Annotated in this window: 12 protein-coding genes; 2 read left to right on the top strand and 10 right to left on the bottom strand. The window is 44.1% G+C overall.

Features of this window, described 5'->3' with window-relative positions:
- Positions 1–100: 100 nt before the first annotated feature.
- The 6 genes from R2Q85_RS01350 to R2Q85_RS01325 all read right to left on the bottom strand — a co-directional run bounded on the left by R2Q85_RS01350 (position 101) and on the right by R2Q85_RS01325 (position 13201).
- A complete protein-coding gene (locus R2Q85_RS01350) occupies positions 101–3616 on the bottom strand; it encodes a malectin domain-containing carbohydrate-binding protein (protein ID WP_316809934.1) in 3516 nt (1171 codons plus the stop codon).
- Entirely contained in the window at positions 3613–6435 is a 2823-nt protein-coding gene (locus tag R2Q85_RS01345) for a glycosyl hydrolase family 95 catalytic domain-containing protein (RefSeq protein WP_316809933.1), read from the bottom strand. Before R2Q85_RS01345 ends, R2Q85_RS01350 begins: the two co-directional genes overlap by 4 nt.
- Positions 6436–6452: 17 nt before the next feature.
- Positions 6453–8054 (bottom strand): glycoside hydrolase family 28 protein, encoded by a 1602-nt coding sequence (locus tag R2Q85_RS01340; protein ID WP_316809932.1) that lies wholly within the window; start codon positions 8052–8054, stop codon positions 6453–6455.
- A complete protein-coding gene (locus tag R2Q85_RS01335) occupies positions 8051–9625 on the bottom strand; it encodes an MGH1-like glycoside hydrolase domain-containing protein (protein ID WP_316809931.1) in 1575 nt (524 codons plus the stop codon). Before R2Q85_RS01335 ends, R2Q85_RS01340 begins: the two co-directional genes overlap by 4 nt.
- On the bottom strand, positions 9622–12360 hold the full coding sequence (locus tag R2Q85_RS01330) for a hypothetical protein (protein WP_316809930.1): 2739 nt from the start codon (positions 12358–12360) through the stop codon (positions 9622–9624). Before R2Q85_RS01330 ends, R2Q85_RS01335 begins: the two co-directional genes overlap by 4 nt.
- Before the next feature lie 163 nt (positions 12361–12523).
- A complete protein-coding gene (locus R2Q85_RS01325; RefSeq protein ID WP_316809929.1) occupies positions 12524–13201 on the bottom strand; it encodes a LuxR C-terminal-related transcriptional regulator in 678 nt (225 codons plus the stop codon).
- A gap of 214 nt (positions 13202–13415) precedes the next feature.
- Here R2Q85_RS01325 and R2Q85_RS01320 point away from each other — a divergent pair, with 214 nt between their 5' ends.
- Complete coding sequence (locus R2Q85_RS01320) at positions 13416–13835, top strand: lipocalin family protein (protein WP_316809928.1); 420 nt, start codon at positions 13416–13418, stop codon at positions 13833–13835.
- Between the two features lie 246 nt (positions 13836–14081).
- Entirely contained in the window at positions 14082–14567 is a 486-nt protein-coding gene (locus R2Q85_RS01315) for an Lrp/AsnC family transcriptional regulator (protein WP_316809927.1), read from the top strand.
- Here R2Q85_RS01315 and R2Q85_RS01310 read toward each other — a convergent pair.
- The 4 genes from R2Q85_RS01310 to R2Q85_RS01295 form a co-directional block, all read right to left on the bottom strand.
- Positions 14542–15810 carry an MFS transporter gene (locus R2Q85_RS01310; RefSeq protein ID WP_316809926.1) on the bottom strand — a complete coding sequence of 423 codons (1269 nt, stop codon included), beginning with the start codon at positions 15808–15810 and terminating at the stop codon, positions 14542–14544. The two genes, R2Q85_RS01315 and R2Q85_RS01310, sit on opposite strands and share 26 nt — an antisense overlap.
- Positions 15811–15825: 15 nt before the next feature.
- Positions 15826–16746 carry an ROK family protein gene (locus R2Q85_RS01305; RefSeq protein ID WP_316809925.1) on the bottom strand — a complete coding sequence of 307 codons (921 nt, stop codon included), beginning with the start codon at positions 16744–16746 and terminating at the stop codon, positions 15826–15828.
- A gap of 98 nt (positions 16747–16844) precedes the next feature.
- Positions 16845–20918: a two-component regulator propeller domain-containing protein gene (locus R2Q85_RS01300; protein ID WP_316809924.1), complete on the bottom strand. Its 4074-nt coding sequence runs from the start codon at positions 20916–20918 to the stop codon at positions 16845–16847.
- 93 nt (positions 20919–21011) lie between these two features.
- Positions 21012–22511 carry a sulfatase gene (locus R2Q85_RS01295; RefSeq protein ID WP_316809923.1) on the bottom strand — a complete coding sequence of 500 codons (1500 nt, stop codon included), beginning with the start codon at positions 22509–22511 and terminating at the stop codon, positions 21012–21014.
- Positions 22512–22517: the final 6 nt, after the last annotated feature.

Below are 22517 nucleotides of genomic sequence, written 5' to 3'. Positions count from 1 at the left end.
TTATCTATATTAATATAATATTTTCTCTATATATTGTAATATCTTATCTTATTCTATACTGGTTTTTATTAAAACATAAGAGTATTGTACAGCAGTAGCGCTATTGCACATCGAGGGCATCAATACTCAATCCAGCTGCGTCTTCGGCTATTAAACGCACTTTATAAGTTCCTGCATTGATCATGGTACCGGTATTGGTATTGAAATAATTCCACTTGCCTTTTTTTGTCGGATTAAATTCGATGGGATCAGCTGCTTTTAATACCGTACCATCCAGGGTTAAAACTTCTATTTTCCCTTTCAGGGGACGTTCAAAAGGATTATGGTATTTAACTGTCAGGGAATAGGTATCGGCTACACCAACAACGATACTGAATTCCAGCACATCACCCGATGGCTTTTTAAAAGTAGCTCTTTCTTTTTCCATCAGCATTTCTTTAACCAGCCCCTCGCCTTTAAAATCAGCATTTACAGCTTTGTAACTGGCTACGGCTTTCAGATCGTAGGCTGGCTGCATATGGGTTGCAGGTAAAACGGCAATGGTATACATACTGGTATTCGGGGCTTTTGGCCCCGGCACCACACTTTCTCCTTTTAGAAAATGCCTACGGTAAACTTTAAAAGTTGTGCCTGCATTATTGCTGAGCTGGGTTTTGGTGTCTTCATAGCCTTTCAGCCAGTCCGGCTGAGCAACTGCATCGGCAGCGATGTAAACATCCGCATCGGCGTTAACCTTAAATGGCGTTGCAACTGCTGACCGGCTTGCTGTCTGGATCCATTCTGCTCCATACAGGGCTGATGGCAATGCGGTAAAAGAGGTTTTCGCATCCGTATATTGCTGCGCGCCCAGGTCCATCCAGGTTAATCCCCTTAGTTCTTCCGTGTTTGCAATAACAGCACTGCTTTGTGCTGCCGGACGCATATTTTTATTTAGGCTGGCGATGGCTATGGCCGAGATCACAGCCTGGCCGGATTTTACATTTGGAAAAGAAACCAGCAGCGCCCCTCCTTTGACATTTGCCTTTACCGTCTTTTTTAAAGCTCCATCATGCCCTGCTGCTGCCCAGATATCTACATCCTTCAATAAGGTATTTCCATTTACCGCCACATCAAACAAACGCATTCCCCGGGCATCCATTCCTCCACCCGTTCCCAGCCAGGGCTCCACAAAATAGAGTTCGATGAGGTATTCTCCATCAGGTACCGGAAAATGAAAGGAAAGCTGATCTCTGCCGTAGCGGAAAGATTGAAACAGCGGCCATTCTGTTGTCCCTTTTATCGGATCGAAGGTACGGCGCTGACTGGCAAAAAAAGCAGGCATTCCCGGAAAAGCGGCTGTCCAGGATACTGAACCAAAACCACCTTCAGTTAAAGCACGGTCTGCAGACCACAACTGCCCGTTCTGGTCCTTATATTCCGGCCCGCCACAATTAACGCGGTACAGGTAATGGTAGCCCTCTGCTGATCTGGTCAGGTTTTCTGTACCTTTGTTAAATGCTTTAAAATGCGGGGATTCTGGCAGGTTGTTTAATACGATATAATCCCTGGCTACGGCCTTTCCATTCACATAGCCAATGGCATACAATACATTATATTGCACATTTACCCCATCCCATTGAAAATGGGTACCCACACCGCCGCGCTTTCTTTTACCCAGCGACAACCCATCTACATCGTTAAATAACGCTACTTCATCACAGTTGGAATATATCGTAATGCTGTCCTTTTTACCGGGTTTCAGCCACCTTTCCGGCCAGGTATGCGAAACAATATAAACCATAGGTTCCGTTTCTTTCGGCGCATAATTTGCCCTGAACATATAAAACACATCCAGGGGTTCTTCCCAGGGTGTAAACAGACCTTTGTAATTTACAGGCCCGACCCTGTCCAGTTCCCTTAAACCTTCTCCTCCCTGCACCCTGCCAGGATTGTCATGCGAGTTGAACAACCAGAAATAATGCCCGGCTGTTTTATCTTTTACCGATTCGGCCAGACGCACCTTGGTCTCCATCAACTGGGTCATGTTATTCTCACTATAAACTCCTTTTTGGTTAAAAGGCCCTTCAGTATGCAAATCAAGCGTACGCCAGGCGCCGTACTCGCCGATAAGCACCTGCCGCTGCACATCTTCGGCATAGGTTAAAGGATCGCCGCCATAAGTGCCCGTCCAGTTTTGCGGCACATCCCAGTCTGTGCCTTTGCCGCCGTTACAGGTGGTTACTTTTCTTTGTGAAGAAGCTGTCGGATCCAGCCGCCTGATCAGTTCAGTGCATTCCCTGGCAAAATCTTCAGGCAACGTACTTTCGTTTTCTAATCCCCATAACACCACGGAAGGGCTATTCCTGCGCTCTTTTACCCAGTCTGTAAGCAAAGTCTTAAAGTTTTTCCTGAATTCTGGCGTGTCGTACCAGATGTGTGCTGCCATCTGTGTCCAGGATAAAATGCCCAGCTTATCCCAGTATTCCTGGTAAAGCAGGTTATGTGGCTGGTGTGCATCACGAAAAGCATTAAAACCGGCAGCTTTGACCTGCATCACCCGGGAACGGATCTGTTCTTTGCTAAATGCATGGCTTTGGCCGATGAGGTGTTCATATTCTGCCACGCCATTGATAAAAACAGGTTTACCGTTTAGCAGAAACCGCTTGGGATCTTTTGGATCTTCACCCACCGGCCAGCTGATCCAGCGGATGCCATAAGGGGTATTCAATTCATCTAACACCTTATTACCTTCAGCAATAGTCGTTTTTAGCGTATAGAGGTAGGGGTTTTCAACAGACCAGAGTGTAACTGCTTTAAGTTGGTCTGTCTGTTGCGGAATGATCGTCTTTTTTCCTGGCATTAGCTTTTTCAGCTGTTTGAGTTCTGCTATTTTTTTACCTGAACGGTCAAACAGCTGGTTGGTTAAAGTAATGGTACGGGGAACCTTGCTGTAATTTTTAAGCTCCGTTTCCATTTGCAGTACGGCAGATTTTTCAGAAACCTGATCGTCATTCAAAATATGTATGCCAAAGGGCTCAATCCTTACCTCACTGGTTACTACCAAATGTACCGGTCTGAAAATACCCATGGGCTGCGAACCTTCAGAGAAACCGCGTTCTGTGGAACAGCCTCCGTCTACCCAGGGTAAATCCTGGATATTGGCCGGATGGTCGGCACGCACTGCAAGTACATTAGCTTGTCCATTCAATTTAATGCTTTCGGTTACATCCAGGGTAAATGTAGTACGGCCACCCGCATGGTAGCCTGCTTTTTTTCCGTTCAGCCAGATTGTGGCATAAGAACCTACCCCTTCAAAATATAAAAAAAAACGTTTGCCGGTTTTCTTTTCCTTACTGCTGAATCTTTTGCGGTACCAGGCATAACCATGCCTGTTGCCATGCAACATCCGGCGGTAGCCTTCATACTGGTCCCAATTGTGCGGAACATTTATGGTTTTCCAACCCCTATCGTTAAACCCAATGGCTTCAAATCCCTCCTGTGCCCTGATATTTACATCATCTGCAATACTTTGCCAGCCCTCGTTCAAGGCAATGCTTTTGCGCTGTCCTGTTTGTGAAAAACCAGGAAGGCTCATCAAAAAACAAATCAGAAAAGCCGCAGCACTTCTTTTACTCATAATTTCTCCAGATCCCCATTAAATTTATAGCTTGCCCCTTTCTGGGTGGCAATGCTGGTAATTTTATTTCCATAGCGCAGTAAACAAACGCCCCCTGTTTTTGAATAGACCTCAAGCGCAGTCAAAGCACCATTGTTCCATTTAAGGTTCAGTACAAAGCCCCCGCGTGCACAGATTCCTTTCACTTCACCATCCGGTAAATCGGCCGGTAAGGCAGGGAGCACCTCCACAAACTGGGTATGGCTTTGCAGCAGCATTTCGGCTATACCCGCAGCCCCTCCAAAATTACCGTCAATCTGGAATGGCGGATGGGCATCAAACAAGTTTACATAAGCCCCGCCACCTTTTGCAGCCGGACTGATCAGCATTTTAACCAATTTCATGGCATGGTTGCCGTCCTTAAACCTTGCCCAGAAATTGATCTTCCAGGCAAGGCTCCAGCCAGTGCCTTCATCACCCCGGTAAATCAAAGACTGCCTTGCAGCCTTCATCATATCCGGCGTGTCCCAGGTAATGTCATTACCCGGATGTACACCCCATAAATGCGATATATGCCTGTGTTTATTTGTGGTGTCGTCCTTATCTTCCAGCCATTCCTTTAATTGTCCGTACTTGCCAATCTGGTTGGGTGCGATCAAAGTTATTTTCTCTTCCAGTGTTTTTTTAAAACCGGCATCGATCCCTAAGAGCTCAGCTGCTGCAATGCAATTCCTAAAGAGGGTACGGATGATCTGGTGATCCATGGTTGGCCCCGCTACCAGCCCGCCGTTTTCCGGAGAGTTGGAAGGTGTACTGACCAGCCATCCCGTTTTAGGGTCTTTCACTAAAAAATCGTTAAAGAAAACAGCGGCCTGTTTCATTAAGGGATAGGCTTCATTTTTAAGAAAAGCCAGGTCCTGCGTAAACCGGAAATGCTCCCACAGGTGCTGGCTCAGCCAGCCTGCACCTGATACCCATATGCCATGATTTGAGGCATTGATCGGCGCTGTTCCATTCCAGAGGTCGGTATTGTGGTGTAGTACCCATCCTTTGGCATTGTAATGTACTTTAGCCGTTATTGCCCCGTTTTTTGCCAGTGCATTTATTTTTTTAAACAAGGGTTCATCCATCGCTGGCAGGTTTAACACACCTGTTGGCCAGTAATTCATCTCCAGGTTGATATTGGTGGTATATTTACTGCCCCATGGCGGAGTAAGCAGCTCATTCCAGATGCCCTGCAGGTTGGCAGGCTGTGTTCCTGGCCTTGAACTGGAAATTAACAGATACCTGCCATATTGCATAAACAATGCAGCAAAAGCCGGGTCCTTCCCTTTCGGGAATTGTTCAATACGCTCATCGGTGGGTACATCGGCCCTGGTATCCGCTCCGAAACTGACCGAAAAAGTAGTATAATACCGCTGGTATTCTTTAATATGCGCTGCCTTAACCTGCGCATAGCTTATGGCGTTTAAGCCACTAAGGGCTTTTACACAGGCGCTGGCTGGGATACCCGATACATCCTTGTCGTTCACAAAGCTGGTACCGGCAGTTAGGTAAAGTGTTACTGCATCCGCCCCGGCAATGCTGATCTTATCCGCTCCGACCAGTAATTTTCCACCGCTGACAATCGCCTGCAGGCGGCTTTCTCCTTTCAGTACCCCGTCTCTTACTTTCAGATTAAGTGCAATGGTATTCGCATTGATTTTCTTCAGGCCTGAATATTTATGCGGGCTTCCCAGCAGAGCATCAAAGCTGATGCTCCCTTTTTTATCTGCCGTTAAACGGATGACTATGGCCTGATGTGGTTGCGAGGCAAAATACTCCCGAAGGTAATTTACACCATTCTGGCGGTAGGCTGTACTGGCTACAGCCGTATTCAGGTCCAGCTTCCTTTTATAATGGCTGATCCGGGCATTTCCTGCCTTAAAATTCAGGTAAAGGTCTCCAAAAGGCTGATAGCTGGCCTGGAACTGAGGCACCAGTGGAGGTTCATCATTTTGCACCTTATATTTCCATTCTTTGACCAGCGAAAGTGCATTTCCTGGCATATCCTTCGGATAAACGGCAATGGCCTTACTGGTATCCTTATAACCGGCCAGGCCACCTTTATCAAAATAATTGAGTACCTGTATCGCTATGGTGTTTTTTCCGGTTTTAACCAGTTTGGCCGGGATGGTATACTTTCTGGGTTGCGTGCCATCTGTATTGCCTGCCAAAACACCGTTTATATAAGTCAGGTCCTGGTCACGGATGCGGTTCAGGTCGAGCACCAGGTCTTTGCCCTGCCAATCGGCGGGGGCATCAAAAGTAGTACGGAACCATACTGCGCCATCCAGCCCTGAAAGCCCTACGGCCTCCCAGCCTTCATAGCTCGGTACCTTAATACTCTTCCAGGATTGGTCGTCAAAATTTTCAAGCGCAGGATTTCCCTGCAAACCCTTTAAGGCTTTCATCTCCGCTACCCATTTGCTCCGGTCGCCTGCAGCGCTCATGCTGCCCATAAACTTTTCGGCGGCCAGCTTTTCGGCCTCCTGCTGTTTACCTTCAAAAAGCAATTGCCGGATCTGTGAAAGGTAATTTGCCGCGCCTTTATGGTTATAATCCCTGGGGCCACCCGTCCATAAAGTTTCCTCATTAAACTGGATGTGGTCTTTTTCTACCCCGGCAAAAATCATGGCACCCAAACGACCATTGCCAACCGGCAATGCATCCGTCCATTTTTCTGCAGGTTTAGTATACCAGAGCTGGTATAGGGGTTGCTGGGCAAGTGCAGCAAAATTGGTTACGATAAGGCAGACCAGCCATATTGCTGATGTCCGGGCTTTTAACACGTGGATCATAATGATACAGATTAAAACTATTTAATGGCGTCCCCCGAAATAACCCTTACTGCTTCCGTAACTTTTCCTTCCGTTACAACAGGAGTTTTTATATGCTTAAAGTTATTGTTTCCCAGTGTGATATTTTTAGTTTTTTCTCCACTGATTTTCAGGTATACTGCTGTCCCTGCAGCAGGGAAGCTGTTGTATATAAACGCATCATTTACGTTCTTAAGGTCAATCACAGCTGCATTTACACGCGGCGTATAGCTTTTTAACCCGTTTATGGTTAAGGAGCTGACATTTTCTGCTTTAAGAGAAGGGCCTGTTTCTGTATTTACCTCTACATTATGAAATGCAATACGGTTGGCATTCCAGATGTTAAAACCCGTTTTTGCCTCCATATTAATGTCATTAAAACTGATGTTTTCAATAGGCATTTCTTCCAGTCCATTTAAATAAGCGGCTTCGTTCATCTGCCCGGTAATGTTGCTGAAATGAATATTTCTAAATCTTGGTGTACGCTCGGAAACTGGTTCCAGTGTGGTTTTTGCATACTGAAGATCAAGTACTATGGCCTGTTCTTTTATGTTTTTCATGATGATGTTATCCACCCTGATCTCTTCTACCACGCCACCCCGGCCACGCGCAGATTTGATGCGGATCCCGCGGTCGGTTCCATCAAATACACAATTGGAAATGGTGATCTTTCGTACATCACCAGACATTTCACTTCCGATCACTACACCACCGTGACCAGACAGCATGGTGCAATTGGTAATGGTATAATTCTCTGCCGGTGTGGCCATTTTCCTGCCGGGCGCATCCTTACCCGATTTGATGGTAATACAATCATCGCCTACACTGATATGGCAATTGGAAATGTGCACGTTATTACAAGATTCCGGATTGATCCCATCTGTATTTGGCGCAAAAGAACCTGGGTTATTAATGGTTACCGCATGTATGGTTACATTTTCACTAAACTGTGGATTAACCGTCCAGAAGGGTGAATTGCGAATGGTTATCCCTTCTATAAATACATTTTTACAGTACATGGTCTGGATAAACGGTGGGCGCAGAAAACCCCGTTTCATTTGTTTAGGGTCATCAGGCAACAAAATATCCTTGTTCAGGTCATCAAACATATACTGCCATTTAGAGCGCGGCTGATCTGCTTTATAGCCTTCCACGAAATCCCACCATTTTTTGCCATGGCCGTCTATAATCCCACGACCTGTGATGGCAATATTTTCTGCTTTATAAGCATAAAATAAGGGCGAAAAGCTGGTCACATCTACGCCTTCATACCTGCTTTTTACCATGGGTAAATAATCGTCAAAATTATCACTGAAGTGCAGTTCAGCACCAGCATCAATAAAAATCGTAATGTTGCTTTTCAGATGAATGGCTCCTGTAAGGTATTTTCCGGCAGGGAAATAAACTGTCCCTCCACCAGCCTTTGAAGCAGCATCTATCGCTTTTTTAATGGCCTGGGTAGCCAGTTTACTGCTGTCATTCTTTGCCCCATATTTCAATACATTGTAATACGATTGCGCAGCGGCATTACCCGCAAACCCCATCATGCAGGCAAAAAGGACAACAACTTTAAGTATACGGCAGGAACTGTAAAACTTCATTTCGGCTTTGTTAATTGATGATTATTTATTTTAATTACTGCAGGTTTTAAGTTTGCAGCACGATAAATTTCTTTTCCATTGGCATAGATGAACAATCCTTTGCCTTTATTGTATTTTTTACCGGTTTTATCCCAGCGTACCTGTATTGTTTTTCCATGATAAGTAAGGTTGTCCAGTAAGAACCAGTCCCATTTACCTTCGGGGATTAAAGGCTGGAAGCCTACAGCCTGGTCTGCCCTTGGCTTAATGCCAATCAGGTCGTTGATCACCAGATCGCAAAAAGTAGAATGATTGTAGAAACTGCTTCTCGGGTTATCCCCTTTCAGCCATTCCCCATTCTTTTCGTCCTGGTATTCACCCAGATAAGGTTTGCCGTTTTTCTGATGAGAAAGCGCATATTTATGTAGTTCATCGTAAAATACCCCAGGGGTCATTTCACCATGGTGCTTATAGTTCGTTAGCAAATTGGCCAGGCCTTTTAAGGTCTGCGAGCTGGCAAAAGGCCACAAAGCGCCATCCCACTCACAACTGTGCCCGGAACCCCGCGTTCTGAAAGTCGGCTCCCTCCTTTCGGCAGTGGTTAATCCCCAGGGTGCTTTAAATCCTGCAGTATCCAATAACTGCCCCCATGCTGCTGCATATACCGGCTGATCGGCAGGCAGATTAAAATCCCAGGGCACAAATCCGATAGCCTCGCGTGCAACTGCAAGTTTTCCATTGGGATGCCTGGTTTTAAAAAAGCTATTTTTACTGTCCCACAAGCTATCCTGTACCAGTTTTTTTAGCTGTGCGGCTTTAAGATTGTATTTTTCTACCAATGCTTTATCCCCGGCAATACCCGCTATACTGGCCAGGGCTTTTGCATTGCCATACATATAGCTGCTAATGGTAGGCCTGCGGTTCTCGTCTTTACGCGATCCGCTTACCGATTCTTCCATTCCATCCTTTACATCAAATTGCCAGAACAGACCGCTTTTAACTTGTCTTTCTGTTTCCCATTTGGCATAATCTGCATCCAATGCGGGCAATATACGTTTCAAATGTTCTGCATCAGGTGCGACCAGGTAGTTCTGGTACACGGCATCATCAATCCAGCTGCTGAACTGGTGGAACCGCGGTCTTTTCTGCCCTACATCGGCATGGTATAACCAAAAATCAATGTATTCTTTTAAGTATGCTGTATTCTTCAGCCAGCGACCTTCATAAATGTGATGTCCTGCTGCACAGCTGATGGCATTGTATTTACCAGCATGACCAACAGGTTCGATAAATTCGGTAAAAATAAAGCCCTCAGGTGTTTTTTTCAGATGCTTACGAAACGACCACCATCGATAGTAATAGTTTTTTTCCAGTACCTCATCCGGGCATTCCAGCAAGGGCACATTTGCTGCCAGCCAGTCAAATGCAGCTGCATTGGGCACAAAGTTCTTTACCGCTTCGGTATCAATGGCATTAAAGTAAGCCACATACTTTTTAAGTTTTGCCGTGCCTGCGGGCGCTTGTCCAAAAGCCCCTGCCATAAAAAACAAGGACAATCCCATCACTATAAACTTCTTCTTATTCATCATCATTCAAATAACCAGTCAATATCTTTTCCTTTTCCATCCAGGCCGGCATTGTAAATCCTCATTTCCTGGGCATCACTGATAAATCCAAGCACCATACAAGCTCCCTTACCTAAAGTTAAGGTATTTGTGCCAGCTCCGAACGAATAGGCATGCACATTCAGCGGAGGATAACCAGCTAAAACCAGGGCATTGGAAATCTTAATTTCCGATTGCCCATAATTATTTGCACTCGCATCAGTTTCCAACTCAGGCGCTTTCAGATAAGCAGGATCTTTTTGGTTGAAAAAACCTACCAATACTTTTACAGGAGCCGTATTACTAAACTTCAGGGTAGTGCCCGATTTGATTTGCTGTGCTTTAGCCAATTTTAACCCTTTAAGCCCGATCAATTGCTCAGCAACATCCTTTATATGGGCCACCGAATCTGTAAACACCAGGGCATCCTTTGCAATAAGATAAGTTTCGTTACCGGAAAGTACTTTGACCGTAGCATTTTTAAAGCGCTCCGGCTCACTTGCTTTACCAGTACCGGCAGACTTTAAAGAATCAATGCTCCTTTTAAAGTGATCCAGTTCTTTAGTAAATACAGGTAACATTTCTTTCCAGTGGATAAAGGTTTTATCCACCCCGCGCATTGGTATTTTACGCTGTTTGGTTTGCATGCTGTTGGCATACAGGTAATCGTTTTCCGTCAATTTCACCAGCCTAGCGTAATGGTCTACACTTTTTTGCAGCAAGGGCAGCGCTTTTTCCAGGTCGTTGATCTCATTAGAATATTTATAGCGCAATACCCAAAGCGCGGATTTAACTTTTTCCGCGTAAAAGTTCGCCATGGCGTCATAACAATACATATCGTTTTTAAGTCTCCTGAACTCTGCCGTATCTCTGGTTACTGCAGGTTCGGCCTCATTGATGGCCATCAGGGCTTTTTTCCCATGTTCCACTACCTCCCTGGCTACCTGTACAGGTGTTTCACCAATATGTCCCTGTTTTTTCCACTCTTTTTCGGCATATTCAATGATCATTTCTCCTTCCGGGGCTTCCGATTCGTACATTAAAGTAAACAGGCCATAGCGATAAGGATTGATGAGCTGGGTCATCAGCATGCCCAGGGTCAAGGTTTGCCTGTTCCCATCGGTAATCCCATAACGGCGCAGCAATTTCGGTGAGATTTCTCCGGACGCTTCATAGGCATTCAGGATAGCCTTACCAGCCGTCAGGTCGGTACCATACTTAGCAGCAAGTTCCTGCCCCCAGTAATTGATTTCCTCATTTCTGTCCCTGGTAGAATTCCAGGCGTATCTTGCCCATTCCTTATACCAGATCCAGTCCCTGTCCAGCTGCAGCTGCCTGTTGCCCAGTTTATCTGCAGTGTAAGGCCAGTCCCAGTATCCGGATTGCGGGTACAGGTGCAGGCCTTTGGCGCCATATATTTTGTTCATCGCCTGTACAGATTTCTGAATAAAATCAGCCGAACCATAACGGAAAGGCTCCAGGTTGGCCAGAATATGAACATTAGCAATGTGTACAGTACCAATATTACTCAATTTACGGTGTAACGCAGCCCAGCTGCCTCGAGGCTCGTAGGTAGTCAATGCCTCTCCGTTAAACTTATTTTCTGTATATAAATTCTTGTATAAGGGTAAAGCTGCCGCCATTACACTTGGGGCATCCGTATCATGCGCACGCAGTACAATCGGCGGTTCATGCTGAATACCGGCAGCTTTTAATCCGTCCTTTACCCCAGGAATAATGGTTTTGGTAAACCATTCAATATCATCCTGTCCTACACCTTCCATCGCCTCCCCTAAAGCGACCAATAAGCCTACGTTGGGGTATTTCTCCACAAAAGCAGCGATAGATTTACGGGTATAGTCGGAGATCAAAGGAATAATCGGCCGGTTTCTGTCCTGGGTTTTAAGGTGATGCTTTTCGGCAAAAGGTTTAGGGATAATGATGTTATAGAACATCTGGATCACCCAGATGCCACGTTTGTCAGCCTCCTCCGCCAGGAATCTGAACATTTCTTCGTTTTTCTTAAAGGTTGCATCATCTACCTCAACTGCATAGGGATAATCTTTTAACCTTACCAATGAAGCAAACGGATGGCCATTCCAAAGATAAAGTGAATTGTAACGGTTTTCTACCATCATATCCAGGTACTTTAACCATAAAGCTTTATCATAAAACCAGGGAAAAGATTCTGGCGTATAAGGATATTCATACACATCGCGGCCCGGCAGGTATTCTGGTTTCTGCAACCCTATACAAGTACCGCGCAATACCATTTCAGGTTGATCAGTCAGGGAAATATTTACAGGAAGCTTACCTGTTTTTTTTAGGAGGGCCTCCAGTTCCATACAGCCGTATAAGGCGCCCGAAGGGTCTGACCCTTCAATAATCAGGCACTTATTTTTGTCATAAGTAATGTTAAAACCCTCCTTTCCAGGCCGCTTTACGCTACTACCCGATAAGCCTTCGAGCAGGGCATCTCCCCTGGTACCGATCACTATCAGCTCATTTCCGACAGGCAGCTTATCTTTTTGTACAATCTTAACATCATAACCAATTAATGATAAAGACTTTGCTAATTTATCGGCACCAAACCTAAGCCTCGGGCTGCTTTGCACAGGAATGACAAGGGTACGCTTATTTTTTTTATATACTTCGGATGCATTGGATACAGCAGGGCTGACCAGCAAAAAACATACAAAAATAAAAACTGGAAAATTTCTCATTTGATACAGATTTCAGAAGATCCGAATCAAAAACATGATCCGGAATATATTTGGTTACCGTGTGAATTTCAAATATAGCCTTGCGGGTAATTCCTTTCCTGTAGCATTTCCCCAAAATCCTGTAGGATATTATCATCGGCCATTTCTGCCTGTAAAAAAGCTGTTATATTAGGTCAAATGCACGTGCGTACTGGCAAATTTCATAGTAAGAACTGGTATTAAGTTTCTGTTTGATATTTTTACGATGTGTTTCGACAGTATTTTGGGCAATAAACAGTTCTTCTGCTGTTTCTGAGGATGTTTTACCTAAGGCCATCAACGAAAGTACTTCCCGCTCCCTTTTACTCAATTTACCAAACAGGTTCAGGTTTCTGTGCAGAAAATTATTTTCTTCCAGTAAACGTGCTGCCTTGGCAGCCATGTGATGCATGGCATCAATTGGAAAGGACATCGTAATGGTCAATATGGGTTGTCCTTTTTCATTCCTCAAAAAAATCTTTGTGCTGCTCATGTGCCAGTTCCAGTCCTCCTGTCCGGACAACCTTACCTGCTGAAAGTAGGTCAGGTATTCCTCATTATTGTTTCGTTCCAGCAAGCCCAGTAACTTAGGCACGTAATCTTTGGCATCTTCACTGTTAAAATACTCAGCATAATACTGCTCTGCCGTTAAACCAATTACATCCTCCAGCTTAACCCCAAGTTCCTTTAACCCCCGGGGCGACATCCAGATTACAGTCCCAACGAGATCATGAACAATCACAACCCCCGGTAATTCATTAGCAACGGCAGCGATTCCGGCTACCGCGTTTCTTATTTCATCCTGTAAAGACGGATCATCCATCGTTAAAAACGTTTCTTCAAGTTATATTTTTTTACAGCTATTACGCGGCGTGGTTAAATAAGTGTAAACATATATAAAAATAACTAAAATACCCATAAATGGGTATTGTTTGCCTTGTTATTTTATTCTTGTTTTGCATCGGCGGTAAAGATGAGCCAAGGCTGGATCTTTTATGCTGAAAATTAACAATTTAACAAACAATCTAATTTAAACTATGATGAAACGTTTTACTTTATTTGCGTTGCTTTTAGCGGTGGTAACCATTACAGGATGTAAAAAAGATGATGATGAAAAAGCTGCTGATAACATTATTGGCAAGTGGTACCCAACATCTTCAGTGGAGACCGAGTATTTAAATGGTAAGGTGATCAGCCAGGAAACTGAAACTGATTTCGACAATGAATTTACAGAATTCAGAAGCAACGGAACTGCCGTTGATAACGATGGAGATGAGTACACGTATAAAATTACAGGTTCAAAATTAACCATGAGAGAAAATGGTGATGACGACGATGAAGTGTACGACATTAAAAAAATCAACTCCAGTGAATTGGTAATTTACGGGGAGAGCACTTACGAGGATGGAGCTGACAAGTACAAATACACCACAGAAATGACACTTAAAAAGAAATAATTTTCCCAAAAAGATTTCTTTAACAAAAGCTGTCCGGTTAATCCGCACAGCTTTTTTTTTACAACAGGATTTAACAACAACGGAAATTACATCAAAATACGGCACATAATCAGAACAATATTTCACCAACGCTAAATGTTATCCGTACACACAAAATAATCTGTAAGTATTTGAAAATCTGACCGAAATACATTTTCTTTGCCCTGATTAATGATCTGAACAAACCAATACAAGCTTAAAATCTATATGAATACGAACACATTGGATCAGGTTGATCTGCAAATTTTGCGTTTACTTCAAACAGATGCGAAGCTGACCAACAAGCAGCTTGCCCTTAAGCTTCACAAAGCCAGTAATACCATTTATGACAGGGTAGACAAATTAAAAAAGCTCGGTTATATCACCGGTACCATGACCCTCATTGATAGAAAAAAGATGGGCGAGTTCCTGGTTGCTTTTACCCATGTTCAATTGAATGAACACTGTACTGATTCCCTTAAAGCTTTCCAGCACGAGGCGTCAAAATTTGCGGAAGTGATGGAGTGTTACCACATGACCGGATCTTTCGATTTTACCTTAAAGATCGTAGTGCGCGATATGACCTGCTATAATGAATTCCTGGTAGAACGCCTGGCAAAATTACCACATGTAGGTTCACTGAGAAGCTATTTTGTCATCAATGAGACCAAGCGTGAACTTGCTTATCCTATAGAAATGCCTGCTTCTTCTTAAACAATTCCTTCAGGCTTACCGTCTTGTTACTGATCATCGGTTTTGCATAATAAGCCAGGAACAATATATAGGCCAGGGTCAGGTACAGGAACACCAGCGCAAAACGCAAACCGATCCAATCGCCCAGTGAGCCGATAATCAGCGGCACCAGCGCCCCTCCAAAAATACCTGAGCACAATATTCCGGAAAATGAGCCATGATGCTGCGCCACGGAGTTTAAAGCCAGCGAGAAGATGATAGAGAACATCACAGAGATGAAAAAACCCGCTAACGGAAAGGCATATAAAGCCAGTTCTTTGTGGCCAAATAAAGCCAGTGAAAGCACCAGCATAGCAATGAGGCTCGCCCCTTTCAGGATCAATTTGGAATCCCAGAGCTTTAACAGTACCAAACCTAGTAAACAGCCCAAAGACATTAAGCCCCAAAACCAGGCTACCGCCTGCGCACCTTCCTGATTTGGGTCAACTCCATGGTAAGTTCTTAAAAATTCAGACATCCAGTTGGCCAGCGATTGTTCCGTACCTACGTAAGCCACGATACCAATGAAGAAAAGCACTACTTCCTTATTCTTCAACAGGCTCAGGTAAACACTTCCGGCTCCGGATTTTTCATCTTCCTTCAGTTCTACCGCAGGCATTTTGATAAAAGAAAGCAACAGCAGGATCAACAAAAAGATAAAACTGAACAGCCAGTAAAGCGCGGTCCAGGACAAGCCATCTTTAACCAGCCCGGCCAGCAAACCAACCAAGGGATTTTCTATCGGGCTGGCAGAAAGTTCGGCCAGAAGGTAAGAAAATACAAAGGGGCTGATAAAAGAAGCCAGGCCGAATACCAGTTGGCCTAAAACGGAAAAGAAAGCAAAGTTCTCTTCGCCCCCGGCAGTGCGCATCAAAGGGTTAATAATTACCTGCAGCATGGCCATCCCCATTCCAATGATAAACAGCGAGCCCAGGGCAATGCCATATTGCGGATAAAGACCGAAGGCCGTAGCCCCGATAAAGTTTAGCAAAAAAGCGATGAGCATAGATTTTTTTTCACCTATCTTTTCTATCATTATCCCCGAAGGAATAGACATGATCCCATAGGCCAGGAAAAACGAAAAAGGCAGGAAAGCAGCCATCGTTAAGCTCAGTTTATACGTCTGTATAATAATAGGCATCAATGGTCCAAGGATATTGGTTACAAAGGAAATGACAAACCAGATCAATAAAATAACACCAACTAAAAAATTATTACGCTTCATATCATTTCTTTTAAATCAATTGAATTTTGAAAACACCCTGGCTGCACAGCCCAGCAGGCCGGCCCAGTTACCTAATTTTGCGGCTACAATGCGGGTATACTGAACCGTACCTGGCATGGCAAGCTCCATTACCCTCCTTTTGATTTCTTCGATGTAGAAACCGCCGGATTCGCTAATGCCACCACCCACAACTACTTTTTGCGGACTAAACACATTTACAAAACTGGCAATTCCTGTTGCCATATAGTCGAAATGTTTTTCCATGGCTGTAATTGCCTGCACTTCATTTGCAAGATAATTGTCTACGATCATTTTACCCGTAATGCCAGCCTTTTCTGTTCCATGAAGTGCGGCATAATCACCGATCAGCGCAGCTACAGAAGCATAAGCTTCAAAGCAGCCGGATGACCCGCAGGAACATTTGGTCCCTCCCCGCTGTATGGTGATATGCCCCAGCTCAGTACCCCTGTTTTTATACCCTCCGTAAAGTTTTCCATCGATGATCAATCCTCCACCAATCCCTGTTCCTACAGTAATAAATACTACGTCCGTACAATTGCAGGCTGAGCCGTAAATCAGCTCTCCCCAGCCCATCATGTTCGCATCATTGTCTATCACAACGTTTAAACTGGTAGAGCCGGCAATGATCTTGCCCAGGTTTAGGTTTTCAAATCCCGGCAGGTTATCTGCACCGCCGATCACTACATTTTGATCTACGATTCCCGGAAAACCTATGCCAACGCCAATTACCTGTGCCGGCGCATGCTCCACACATTTACGTATAGCCGCGTTGATCAGCGCAATGACTTCCCCCTCTGTTACCACATTATTTAACGGAAACAGGAAAGAGTAGATGATCTCCCCTTCATTATTTATCAGGCCGCATTTTAAAGATGAGCCGCCAACATCAATTCCGATTGCGTAAGACTTTGTCAATTTTTTCTAATTTTCAATTATTGTACATCGAAATTAGTACTAATGACCGCTAAAGGATTTCAATATTGTCTTTTATGATTTAAGTTTTGTGCTAAACCTTATTCATCGCGCTCCATATCCTTTTTTGCCAGGTATTCGGTAGGCATACAATCATAATATTGTTTAAAGGCCGTCGAAAAATAGGAAGGTGAGTTGAAGCCTGACATATAGGCAACCTGCGCTATGGTATATTGCTTAGATTCCATCAGCTCCACCGCTTTTTTAAAGCGGATCCTTTTGATAAAATCTGTCGCAGATTCGCCGGTAATCGCTTTAAGTTTTAAATACAGATTGGAACGGCTCATGCCGATTTTTCTGCTGAACTTATCTACTGAAAAATCTGATTCGGTAATGTGCGACTCAATAATGGCAATGGCTTCCCGCAAAAAGTCTTCATCAAGGGTATTGAAAGCAATATTCTCAGGGATGATATCCGTAGAACTGGAATAATACTCTTTTAACCTTTTTCTGGAACGGCTGATATTTTGCAGTTTTGCCTCCAATAAAGCAATTGAAAAGGGTTTGGTCACATAATCATCTGCTCCTACTTCCAGGCCCTTGATCTGGTGATTGGTTTCATTTCTGGCCGTCAGCAGCACCACCGGAATGTGACAGGTCTGGATATTCTGTTTTATCCTTTTGCAGAAATGAATGCCATCCAGCTCAGGCATCATCACATCACAAATGATCAGGTCTACCTGATCTTCTTCCAGCAGCACAAGCGCCTCTTTGCCATCATAGGCAACACTAACCTGGTAAGTACTGCTGAAATAATTTTTAAGGTAATCCACAATTTCAGGATTATCGTCAACCACCAAAAGCTTTTCTTTTTCTTGCCCTTCATCCGCGGTTAGGGCATATCCGGTCTGCTCTTCCTCCGGCATACCGCTTTGCCGCTCATTTTCAACAGACAGTTCGTAACGCTGGCTTGAACTGTGTTCGTCCGCATCATATTGTTCATCGGCAAGGGGTAGCAGCACAACAAACACACTGCCTTTGCCCAACACGCTTTCTACCGTTATCGTTCCATGGTGCAGCTCTACCAGGCGTTTGGTAAATGCAAGCCCAACTCCCGAACCCAGGTTCATTTCCTCTCCGCTTACCTGGTAAAAACGATCAAATATTCTTTCCTGATGCAATGCATCGATACCAATACCGGTATCACTTACTTTAATCACCGCGTCATTGTTCTTTCTGGACAGTTCAACAGTTATTGACCCGGCCTCGGGAGTATACTTAAAGGCATTGGAGAGTAGGTTGAACAGTATTTTTTCAATAGAGTCCTTATCAAAATAAAAAGGCAGCCTGGCTTCTGTCGAATTGAAGGTATACCTGATCTTATTTTTATCAGACAGCGTGATGAATGAGCCATAAACCTCATGTACAAAACTCACCATATCTGCTTTGTTTACTTTCAGTTTTTTGGTACCCAATTCCGTTTTTTTGAATTCAAACAGCTGATCTACCAGATGGTACAGGCGTTTTGCATTCAGCATCATCAGTTCATGTTGTTTCCGCAGTGTTTTATCTGCCACTGGCTTATTCATGATCTCTTCCAGCGGGGCAAGGATCAGCGTTAGCGGCGTCCTGAATTCATGAGAAACATTAGTAAAAAACTCCATCTTCATCTGGTTAATGGAATCTACCTTCTCCCTTTCCATTCGTTCCAGTTTTAACTGGTGCAAAGTCCTGATCCGCTCAGAAACCACCTTGTAAACCATGTATCCGGCAGCCGAAACCAGCAGACAAACCAACAGGTAAAACCAGTTGCTGTTCCACCAGGGTGGCAATACCACTATTTCCAGACTTTTTACAGCACTGCTTTCTCCCAGCGGGCCAATAGCTTTTACATGAAATACATAATTCCCCGGCTCCAGGTTGGTATAGCTTGCCTTAGCTACATTATCGGTCAGTTGCCAGCCGGCGTCAAAACCTTCCAGTTTATATTGGTATTTGGTTCTGTTTGGCGAGATGTAGTTAAAGGCATTAAAGAAAATGCTGAACTGCTTAAATTCATGCCCGAAAGTGAGTTTAGTTGCCTGGTCAATGTGCTGGTCCAAAATACCATAACCATCGTCAGGAACAACGGTTTTATTGAATACCTCCAGTCCTGTAAAAGTCAGCTTCAACTGGAGCGGATCCTGCTTTAAGGTTTTGGGGTAAAAATAAGAAATCCCATTTATGCCCCCAAAAAGCATCATTCCATCAGCAGCCTTACAAAAAGCATACAAATTAAACTGGTTATTTTGCAAACCATCCTTGTTGTCAAACACCTGGATTTTACGGGTATCCGGATTAAATTTTACCAGACCTTTATTGGTAGATATCCAAAGGTAACCATCATCATCTGGCTGTATGCCATAAATGGTACCTTTAAGAAAATCCTTGCGGGTATTAAAAGTAACAAAGGAACGGGTATTTTCATCATAAAGATTTAAACCATCACGGGTGCCCAGCCATATTCGCTTTTTGTGGTCCTCAGCAATACAATTCACTACATCATTGCTTAGCAATGTGCCCGGAAAAGTATCGAACAGGAGATTTTCCGGATAAAACAGGTTTACCCCGTTTGTTGTACCTATCCAGATCCTTTTTTTGGAATCCTCCAGCAAATAAGTGATCTCATCTGAAGTTAAACGGTTCCCGGCTTTGTCAATGTAAATGTGTGTAAATGACTGATCTGTCACATTAAACTGGTCCAGCCCTGTCCTGGTGCCCACCCATATCCTGTTCTGGTGGTCTTTCAGTAAGGCATAGACCATATCGCCTGTAATGCTTTTCGGATCGCTGGCGGAATGTCGGAATACTTTACTCTTGCCGCTTACCGGGTCCAGGTAATTTAAACCTGCGTTATGTGTGCCTACCAGTAATTTGCCGCCCTGGTCAAAAGCGATTGACTTGATGTTGTTTGAGCTCAGTGAATTCGGATCAGATTCTTTATAGGTATAATACCTGATGGTTCCGGCTTTACGGTTCCAGTAATTCAAGCCCTTATCGTTTGTACCGATCCAGAAATCGCCTTTGTTGTCTTCTTTAATCAGGTTAACCACCTGGTCATTCAAAGAAAGCCGACCTGTATTCTGGTTGAGCAGGTTAAACTTGATGTCATTCTGATGGTAATAGTTGACACCTCCATAAAAAGTACCTAGCCACATGCCCTGTTGCTTGTCGGGGTATACGCAACGCACAGAATTCTGGCTTAAGGTATAGGGTATGGAAGCCTGGTGATAGTAATTCTGGAAAACATCAGTTTTGGGATCAAGGATAGAAAGCCCCCTGAAGGTACCCAGCCAGAGATTCCCCTGGGCGTCGGTATTAATTCCCCTTACATCATTGTCTGCCAGGCTCTCCTTACCGCTTACCTGGTGCCGGTAGTTTTGTACAGCTCCCGTAGCCAGGTTGTATCTGATCAGTCCCTGACCCTCAGTACCTATCCATAACAACTGCTTTTCTATAAAAAGCTCATTGATCCTGGGTTTATTTAATCCGAGCGCAATTGAAGTCAGCTTCCTGCTGGCCGTATTCATTTTAAATAAGCCCACATCTGTACCCACCAGTAATGTTTTCTTTAACAAAGCCAGGTGTCTTACACTTTTGATGCCATAGGCCGTTGCATCAAAATTAACCTGTTTGAACTGTGCCGTATTTTGATCGAGATAAAACAGTTCACCTGTGGTAGAGCTGGCCCAGATCAGGTTTTCCGCATCTTGTATGATGGAGGAGATATACCATTCACCCGCTTTCCTTGGTAATTTATAATTCTGAAAATTATTGCTGGCATAATCATAGCGGCTGATGCCTTGATTGCCACCAATCCATAACAAACCTTTACGGTCCAGGTAAAGGCTCCTGATGTAATTGGACTGTAAACTCTTTTTGTCCCCTTTAGAGGGCCGGTACACTGTAAATACCTCTCCATCATACCGGTTAAGCCCATCCTGGGTAGCCATCCACATAAAGCCCAACGTATCCTGTACCATAGTGAAGACCGTACTTTGGGAAAGTCCCTTATCTACCGAAACACTTCTGAAATAACGCGTTACAGGCTGCCCCAGATCAGCCTGGGCATGCGCAGTGCTGCCGGCTGCCAACAATAATACCAACAAAAAACTATATACAGCATTCTTCATCATCACGCCAGCGCTTAATACATCCACTAATCCTGCTTAAGATAAGCTTTATTTTTAATTTCCACCAACAGCTATCAAATCAGCATAACCAAGCGTTTACTTTAAATAATTATAGCTGGAATCCAGGTTAAAACGCTTTTGCATCTCTTTACTCGGTTTTGGCGTTTTATCTACTTCACTAAAATAATCAGCAGTATCCCAGATCTGTGTATTGCCATTTGTTTCTCTAGGATCTTTCGTTTCTACTAAATAATTGCGCAGTTTTGCAACCAGGTCCTGTTTAATTTTTTGATACTCCGGAAGCGCTGCCAGATTGTGTAATTCATCCGGATCTTTATTGATATCAAATAGTTCTTCTGCCGGACGTTTGCCCATTCCCAATTCAAAGAAAGGCTTTACTTTCGGATCATTTTTATGTTCTATCAGGTAATATTTAGTTTCACCCGGCCAGTTGAACATGTAGGGATCAATGTCTCCATAAAACGGTGGATCACCAGCCGGCCATCTATCCGGCTCATAATTTTTAATGTAAAGGTAATCTTTAGTACGGATTGCCCTGCCAGGATAGCCAAGACCATGCTGACGAACGAAGGCATGACGCTCGCGACCCAATACCACAAAATCTCTTGACTTTTCTTCTTTTCCATTCGTTACAATCGGCAATAAACTCTTGCCGGTCATTTCAGCTGGTATCTTTGTTTTTCCCAGCTCAAGGAAGGTAGGTGCCAGATCATTCAAGGTAACCAGATGGTCTACTACAACATTTTGCTTGAATTTACCTGGCCAGGAGATGATCATCGGCACATGTGTACCGAAATCGTACAAGTTGGCCAGACCGCGTGGCATTTGCCAGCCATTGTCACTGCATACCACAATTACCGTATTGTCCAGCTCACCACTCGCTTTCAATTGTTCCAGGGCCTCACCCAGCTCACGATCAAAGGTTTCAACCGCAGCATAATAGTCTGCAATGTCTTTTCTTATACTGATATGGTCAGGCAGATAAGCAGGAACTTGTAATTTATTTGGATCGATACCGGCTTTTTCGCCAGAACCTTCCACATAAGGACGGTGAGGTTCATGACTACTGATCCAATAGCACCATGGGCCATCTTTTTTATCCTTTAAAAACGCACCGAAACTATCAAATTTATTACCAGCCGGATTTCTTGGACGTTTATTGGCCTCAAAGCTACCTGGCCCCCAGCCTTTTCCCTGAAAACCTATCGCATAACCAGCTTCTTCCAGCAAATCCGGATATACTTTATACTTAACCGGTAATACGCCCCATAAATTACCCCCATCTTCTAATCTCCAGATGTCCTGGCCGGTCAGCATACCTGCCCTTGCAGGCGTACAGGAAGGCGAACTGCAAAATGCATTGGTAAAGCGTACCCCTTCTTTCGCAATCCTGTCCATATTAGGCGTACGTACAGTCTTATCACCATAGCTGCCCACATGGTTCCAGGACTGGTTATCAGACATGATCATCAGGATGTTCGGACGTTCCTGTTTTTTTTCCGGAGAAGAGCAGGAAGCCAGTGCCAGCACCATTAAAAATGCAGCAGGGAAATATTTCAAATTGTTATATTTCATCTTTAT

This window comes from Pedobacter heparinus, assembly GCF_032678725.1.
GTDB classification, from domain to species: Bacteria; Bacteroidota; Bacteroidia; order Sphingobacteriales; family Sphingobacteriaceae; genus Pedobacter; species Pedobacter heparinus_A.
Note: the sequence above shows the minus strand (reverse complement) of the source record. Positions and strands in the feature narration are given on the sequence as shown.

Bases quoted from the DNA above. Each gene is read 5' to 3' on its own strand.
- R2Q85_RS01320 (WP_316809928.1), top strand. From the start codon at position 13,416: ATGATGAAACGTTTTACTTTATTTGCGTTGCTTTTAGCGGTGGTAACC.
- R2Q85_RS01345 (WP_316809933.1), bottom strand. From the start codon at position 6,435: ATGATCCACGTGTTAAAAGCCCGGACATCAGCAATATGGCTGGTCTGC.
- R2Q85_RS01325 (WP_316809929.1), bottom strand. From the start codon at position 13,201: ATGGATGATCCGTCTTTACAGGATGAAATAAGAAACGCGGTAGCCGGA.
- R2Q85_RS01300 (WP_316809924.1), bottom strand. From the start codon at position 20,918: ATGATGAAGAATGCTGTATATAGTTTTTTGTTGGTATTATTGTTGGCA.
- R2Q85_RS01335 (WP_316809931.1), bottom strand. From the start codon at position 9,625: ATGATGATGAATAAGAAGAAGTTTATAGTGATGGGATTGTCCTTGTTT.
- R2Q85_RS01330 (WP_316809930.1), bottom strand. From the start codon at position 12,360: ATGAGAAATTTTCCAGTTTTTATTTTTGTATGTTTTTTGCTGGTCAGC.
- R2Q85_RS01315 (WP_316809927.1), top strand. From the start codon at position 14,082: ATGAATACGAACACATTGGATCAGGTTGATCTGCAAATTTTGCGTTTA.
- R2Q85_RS01295 (WP_316809923.1), bottom strand. From the start codon at position 22,511: ATGAAATATAACAATTTGAAATATTTCCCTGCTGCATTTTTAATGGTG.
- R2Q85_RS01350 (WP_316809934.1), bottom strand. From the start codon at position 3,616: ATGAGTAAAAGAAGTGCTGCGGCTTTTCTGATTTGTTTTTTGATGAGC.
- R2Q85_RS01310 (WP_316809926.1), bottom strand. From the start codon at position 15,810: ATGAAGCGTAATAATTTTTTAGTTGGTGTTATTTTATTGATCTGGTTT.
- R2Q85_RS01340 (WP_316809932.1), bottom strand. From the start codon at position 8,054: ATGAAGTTTTACAGTTCCTGCCGTATACTTAAAGTTGTTGTCCTTTTT.